A 6,049-nucleotide genomic window follows, 5' to 3' on the forward strand; every position below is an offset into this window, starting at 1 on the left:
CCGAGGAGCGCTTCGCCCTGCCCGACGGCGTCTACGGCAGCGAGTCGGCGGTCGCGCCGAAGGTCGGCGGCACCGCCGAGGACGACGCCTACCTCATCACCCTGACCACCGATATGAACGCCGACGCCTCGTATGCCCTCGTGTTCGACGCCGCCCGGGTGTCCGACGGTCCGGTCTGCACACTGGCCCTGCCCGAACGGATCTCGTCGGGAACCCACTCCACGTGGGCCCCGGGATCCCAGCTGCCGAACTGGCGCGACGCCGACCACCCCGCCACCTCGATGGGACTGTGACTGATGACCAATCCTTCTGAAGCGGCCCGCGCCCTGCTCTCCCGACTGACGGTTCCGGTGGTCGCCGCACCGATGTTCCTGGTCTCCGGACCGGACCTGGTGATCGCCGCGGGTCGCGCGGGCATCATCGGCGCGTTTCCCACGCAGAACTGCCGGACCGTCGACGAACTCGACCGCTGGTTCGCCGAGATCACGGCGGCACTGACCGTCGACGGCGAGTGCCTGCCCTGGGCCGTCAACCTGATCACCCATCGCACCAACGCTCGGCTCGCGGAAGACCTCGCCCTGGTGGAGCGCTACCGGCCGCCGGTCGTCATCACCGCGCTCGGCTCCCCCGTTCCGGTCCTGGACGCGGTTCACGCCTACGGTGGCATTGTCATCGCCGACGTCGCCGATCTGACGATGGCCCGGAAGGCCGCTGCGGCGGGCGCTGACGGCCTGGCCTGCATCTCCGTCGGCGCAGGCGGCCACACCGGCTCGTTGTCGCCCTTCGCGTTCACCGCTGAGGTCCGCAGCTTCTTCGACGGGCTCCTGGTCATCGGGGGCGGCATCTCCGACGGCCGCGGTGTCGCCGGAGCCGTCGCGGCGGGCGCGGACCTGGTGTACATGGGCACCAGGTTCCTGCCCGCCGCCGAGAGCATGGCGGTCCCCGAGTACAAGGCGATGGTCGTCGACAGCGGCCCCGCCGATCTGATCGTCAGTGCAGGCATCACCGGCACACCGGCCTCGTGGCTGCGTCCCAGTCTGGTCGCCAACGGCATCGACCCCGACGCCCTGGGCGAGGCCGCTCCCGATCGCAACTACCAGGCGGGCGACAGCGCCGTCCGCCGCTGGAAAGACCTCTGGGCCGCAGGCCAGGGGCTCGGCGTGGTTGACGCCGTCACCAGTGTCGACGAGATCGTCGACGCACTGGCAACCGACTACCTCGGCGCACTCGAGCGCCTCACCTCCCTCCCTGTGAAAGCGAGCCCGATCCATGTCTGACACCCGCCCCACCGGTTTGTTCCCGCCCGACACCATCCGCCGATTCCGCGAGATGGGGGCCTGGACCGATGAGACCATCGACCAGGTGTTCCGCGATCAAGTCGCAGCCCGCGGCGATGCCCTCGCCCTGGTCGATCCCGCCAACAACCGCAACCTGGTCGGAACCGAACCGCGTCGACTGTCCTGGAACGAGGTGGACGCCGAGGTCGACTTCCTGGCCGCCCGCCTGCTGGACCTCGAGGTGAAGCCCGGCGACGTGATCGGCGTCCAGATGCCGAACGGAGTCGAGCTCGTGACCCTGTACCTGGCCGCCTGGCGTATCGGCGCGGTGATCTCCCCGCTTGCCATGCAGTACCGCGAGTACGAAGTCGTCGGCATGGGGTCCACCGCCCAGTTCTCGATCCTGGTGACCGTGCCCGAGTTCGCAGGCAGGCGACCCGCGGAGGCGATCGCCGCCGTCCGTGAGCACATCCCCACCCTGCGACGGATCGTGACGCTGACCTCCGCACCGACCGACCAGCCCGCGGAGGGCGTCACCCATCTGGTCTCGGCCCCGGCCTCCGACGCAGACCGCGCGGCCGTCGCCGCTCACGGTCATGTGGCCGACCCCAACGAATGCCTGACCATCTGTTGGACCTCCGGTACCGAGAGTGCGCCCAAGGGAGTTCCGCGCGCGCATTACGACTGGTTGTCGTTCGCCTGGGCGGGCGTGGACGCTCCCCGCTTGACCGCGGACGACGTGCTTCTGAATCCGTTCCCGATGATCAACATGGCGGCCTTCGTCGGAAAGCTGCTTCCGTGGCTGCGCACGGGCGCGGTCCTGGTTCAGCATCACCCGTTCGACGCCGCGACGTTCTTCGGGCAGATCGCGACCGAGCGCGTCACCTACACGGTCGCGCCGCCCGCGCTGTTGCTGCAGTTGCTGCGCAACACCGACCTGCGTTCACGTATCGATCTCTCGAGCCTGACGCGCGTCGGCGCCGGCTCAGCGCCGCTGCAACCCGTCACGGTGTCGGGCTGGCAGAACGAGATGAACATCGCGATCATCAACTTCTTCGGCTCCAACGAAGGCATCGGCCTGCTGTCCAGTCCCGAGGACTTCCCCGATCCGAGCGACCGAGCGAAGTACTTCCCTCGCTACGGTGCGCCGGGCATCACGTGGGCCTCACGCGTGGCCGATTGGATCACCCTGAAGCTGGTCGACCCCGACACCGGTGAGGAGATCACCGAGCCCGGACGGTCCGGCGAGCTTCACATCGACGGTCCGATGGTCTTCGCCGGTTACGTGAACGGGTCCGCGGTCTCGAGCCCGTTCGACGACGAGGGCTTCCTCCGAAGCGGCGAGATGTTCCAGATCGCCGGTGACCGCAATCAGTTCCTGCGATACGTCGACCGCGCCAAGGACCTCATCGTCCGCGGCGGCATGAATATCGCCCCGGCCGAACTCGAGGCGTTGATCAGCAGTCACCCGTCGGTGGCTGAGGTAGCAGTCATCGGTCGGCCCAGCGAGGTGATGGGCGAACGCGTGCACGTGGTGGCCGCGCTGAATCCGGGCACCGAGCTCACCCTCGACGAACTGATCACCTACCTGCGAGGTCTCCAGATCGCCTCGTTCAAACTGCCCGAGAGTCTGGAGTTGCTCGACGTCCTGCCTCGCAATCCGGTCGGCAAGCTCCTCAAGCGCGATCTCCGTTCGGCCCTCGCCGCGTCGGACTAGGTCTGCAGGCGACCGAAACGCAGTCTCCGGCGCGCTCGCAGCGAATCACGCTGTCGAGCGCGCCGGTCTGCGTGCGGGCACGCAGCAGTCCGGACGGCACAGCGCCCCGTTGTCGCCGCAGCCCATCGCTGCGGTGTCGCCGCCGCCGTCGACGTACCGTTCGACGAGGTCGGCGATCAGCGAGATGAACGTCGGGTCGGTGCCCACCGTCGGAACGCGGACATAGTTGAGTCCGAGGTCGTCGGCCACCCCGCGGGCTTCGGCGTCCAGGTCCCAGATCACCTCCAGGTGATCGGAGACGAAACCGATCGGCATCACCGCGACGTCCCGGACCCCGTCGGCCGCCAGGTCCCGCAGGTGATCGCAGATGTCCGGCTCCAGCCAGGGAATCTGCGGCGGACCGGACCGCGACTGCCACACGACGTCGAACTCCTCGATGCCCAGCGCCTGCGCCACGGCCGCGGCCGCGGCCCGCACCTGTCGCGAGTACAGGTGACCGCCGTCGACTGCCGGGCCCGCGTTGCGATCGGCAGAGGTCGGAATCGAGTGCGCGGTGAAGACCACGCGCGGGGTTCGCTCGAACTCGCCCAACGCGGTGCGGAGGGCGGAGACGGCGGCCTCGATGAACTTCGACTCCGTGCTGAACTGCGGAAGCTTACGCATCACAAACGACGGATCGTCCGCAGGCAGGCCCGCGCCGAGCGCTGCCGCGATGTCCTCGTGGTACTGCCGGCAGCCCGAGTAACCGCCCCATGCGGACGTCGGAAACACCAGTACCCGGCGGTGCCCGTCGTCGTAGATCCGGCGCGTCGCCTCCGCCGCCATCGGATGCCAGTTCCGGTTGCCGAAATAGATCGGGAGATCTCGGCCGCGGCGGGTGAGCTCGGCGCCGAGCGCGTCGATCATCGCCAGGTTCAGCCGGTTGATCGGCGAGACGCCGCCGAAGTGGAGGTAGTGCTGCACCACTTCCTCGAAGCGCTCGGGCGGCACGCCCCGTCCGCGGGTCACGTTCTCCAGGAACGGACGGACGTCCTCGACCCGCTCCGGGCCGCCGAAAGAAAGAAACAGCAGTGCCTCGAAGGCACTGCTGTCTCCGACTGTGTCAGACACGATCAGCCCAGGAAGTCCTCGGGGAACCAGGTGTTGTGGCTGGCTCCGCCGTCGACGTAGATGATCGAGCCGGTGGTGCCGGGCAGGAAGTCCGACAGCACGGTGCAGACGCTGGTGCCGACGACACCCGGATCGTCGACGTTCCAACCGATCGGTGATGCGCCGTCCCAGTACTCATTGAGCATGTTCAGCTTCTTGGCGTCGTCCGTGGCCGTGCCGGAGATCGCCTTGGCCGCGAGAGTCTTGATGGGACCCGCCGCCACGAGGTTCGAGCGGATGCGCTTGGCCTCGCCGACCTCGCGAGCCACGTAGCGGTTCACCGACTCGAGGGCGGCCTTCGCCACACCCATCCAGTTGTAATCCGGCAGCGCGGTGCGCGGATCGAAGTCCATGCCGACGATCGAACCGCCCTCGTTCATGACCGGCAACGCGGCCCGGGCGAGCGAAGCGTAGCTCCACGCGGAGATCTCGAACGACTTCGCGACGTCCGGTCCCGGTCCCTCGAGGAACGGCAGGGCGTCCGGCCCCATCAGCGTCTTCGGTGCGAAGGCGATGGAGTGGACGAGACCGTCGATCCCCTCCGGCGCCAGCTCGCGCACCTTGTCGGCCAGTGCGCCGAGGCTCTCCTCGTCGGTGACGTCCAGCGGGATCGCGGGCGGCACCTCCTGGGGCAGCCGCTTGGCGATGCGGTCGATGAGCCGCAGTCGCTCGGGGATGCCGGTGATGATGACCTTGGCGCCCTGCTCCTGGGCCACCTTGGCAGTGTGGAAGGCGATCGACGCATCGGTGATGATGCCGGTCACCAGGATGGTCTTGCCTGCGAGGATTCCGCTCACGAAATGTTCCTGTCCGGTTAGAGAAGTCGATGTCAGCCGGGCGCGAAGCCTGACGTCCCGCTGTCGCGTGGTGAAACTAGTTGCCCATGCCCATGCCGCCGTCCACCGGCAGTACCGCGCCGGTGATGTAGCCGCCCTGATCCGAGGCCAGGAAGCTGATCGCCGCGGCGACGTCCTCGGCCTTGCCGGTGCGTCCCAGCGGGATGGCCTGCTTGGCCATCTCGATGTACTTGTCCTCCATCGCCGCGGTCATGTCGGTCTCGATGAAGCCGGGAGCGACGACGTTCGCGGTGATGTTGCGCGAACCGAGTTCGCGGGCGATCGAGCGAGCGAGGCCGATCAGGCCGGCCTTCGACGCCGCGTAGTTGGCCTGACCGGGAATGCCCGAGGTCGCGACCACCGAACCGAGGAAGATCATGCGGCCGAAGCGCGCGCGCTGCATGCCCTTGGTCGCGGCCTTGGCGCAACGGAAGGCGCCGGTGAGGTTCGCGTCGATCACGTTCTCGAAGCTCTCCTCCGACAGCCGCATGAGCAGCATGTTGTCGGTGATGCCGGCATTCGCGACCAGGACCTCGACCGGTCCCTGGTGCTCGGCGACCTCAGCGAAGGCGCGTTCGACGGACGCGTTGTCGGTGACGTCGCACTGCACCCCGAAGAGTCCCTCGGGGGCGCCCGAGCCGCGGTGGGTCACGGCCACCTTGTGTCCGTCGGCGGCCAGTCGCTGTGCGACGGCGAGGCCGATGCCGCGGTTACCGCCGGTGACGAGGACCGAACGAGGGGTCTGGGCGGGAAGCGATGAAGTGTCTGCCATGGTTGATCAACCTATCTCAGGGGAGTCGCCGGTTCAGGAAGAGGGCCGCGAATGTGCCGATGATGGCGAGCAGGGTGCCTGCGATCAACCACGGCCTCGAGTTGTCGCCGCGTTGTCGCTCGTACCCGATCTGCTTCTGCAGCGTCGAATAGACCTTGTTGAGTTCGTCGAGGCTGGAGGCCGTGAAGAACTCGCCACCGGAGAGGTTCGCGATCTTGCGAAGCGACTCGTCGTCGACGGGCACGGACACCTGCTGCACTCCGCCCGCCGGGTTCTCGATCTCGACGGTGCCGGTGAG

6 protein-coding genes and 1 pseudogene are annotated in these 6,049 nt (G+C 68.0%); 3 read left to right on the forward strand and 4 right to left on the reverse strand.

From position 1 onward, the window contains the following. The 3 genes from GX543_RS07185 to GX543_RS07195 form a co-directional block, all read left to right on the forward strand. The coding region (locus tag GX543_RS07185) for a carotenoid oxygenase family protein (RefSeq protein ID WP_290850918.1) at positions 1-293 on the forward strand (293 nt) is incomplete at its 5' end. Between the two features lie 3 nt (positions 294-296). Next, on the forward strand, positions 297-1,277 hold the full coding sequence (locus tag GX543_RS07190) for a nitronate monooxygenase (protein ID WP_290850919.1): 981 nt from the start codon (positions 297-299) through the stop codon (positions 1,275-1,277). Next, positions 1,270-2,994 (forward strand): class I adenylate-forming enzyme family protein, encoded by a 1,725-nt coding sequence (locus tag GX543_RS07195; protein ID WP_290850921.1) that lies wholly within the window; start codon positions 1,270-1,272, stop codon positions 2,992-2,994. Before GX543_RS07190 ends, GX543_RS07195 begins: the two co-directional genes overlap by 8 nt. 45 nt (positions 2,995-3,039) lie before the next feature. On the opposite strand, the gene GX543_RS07200 is transcribed toward GX543_RS07195, so the two are convergent. The 4 genes and pseudogenes from GX543_RS07200 to GX543_RS07215 all read right to left on the reverse strand — a co-directional run. Next, complete coding sequence (locus tag GX543_RS07200) at positions 3,040-4,104, reverse strand: ferrochelatase (protein WP_290850922.1); 1,065 nt, start codon at positions 4,102-4,104, stop codon at positions 3,040-3,042. Positions 4,105-4,106: 2 nt separating this feature from the next. After that, positions 4,107-4,940, reverse strand: a complete 834-nt coding sequence (inhA, locus tag GX543_RS07205; protein ID WP_290850923.1) for an NADH-dependent enoyl-ACP reductase InhA — start codon at positions 4,938-4,940, stop codon at positions 4,107-4,109. 76 nt (positions 4,941-5,016) lie between these two features. Further along, positions 5,017-5,751, reverse strand: coding sequence for a 3-oxoacyl-ACP reductase FabG1 (fabG1, locus tag GX543_RS07210; protein WP_290850925.1), 735 nt, complete (start codon positions 5,749-5,751; stop codon positions 5,017-5,019). A gap of 16 nt (positions 5,752-5,767) precedes the next feature. Continuing rightward, positions 5,768-6,049 (reverse strand): annotated as a pseudogene (locus GX543_RS07215) (hypothetical protein); the annotation flags it as partial.

It is taken from the genome of Gordonia sp. (in: high G+C Gram-positive bacteria) (assembly GCF_012515855.1).
Taxonomy (GTDB): Bacteria; Actinomycetota; Actinomycetes; order Mycobacteriales; family Mycobacteriaceae; genus Gordonia.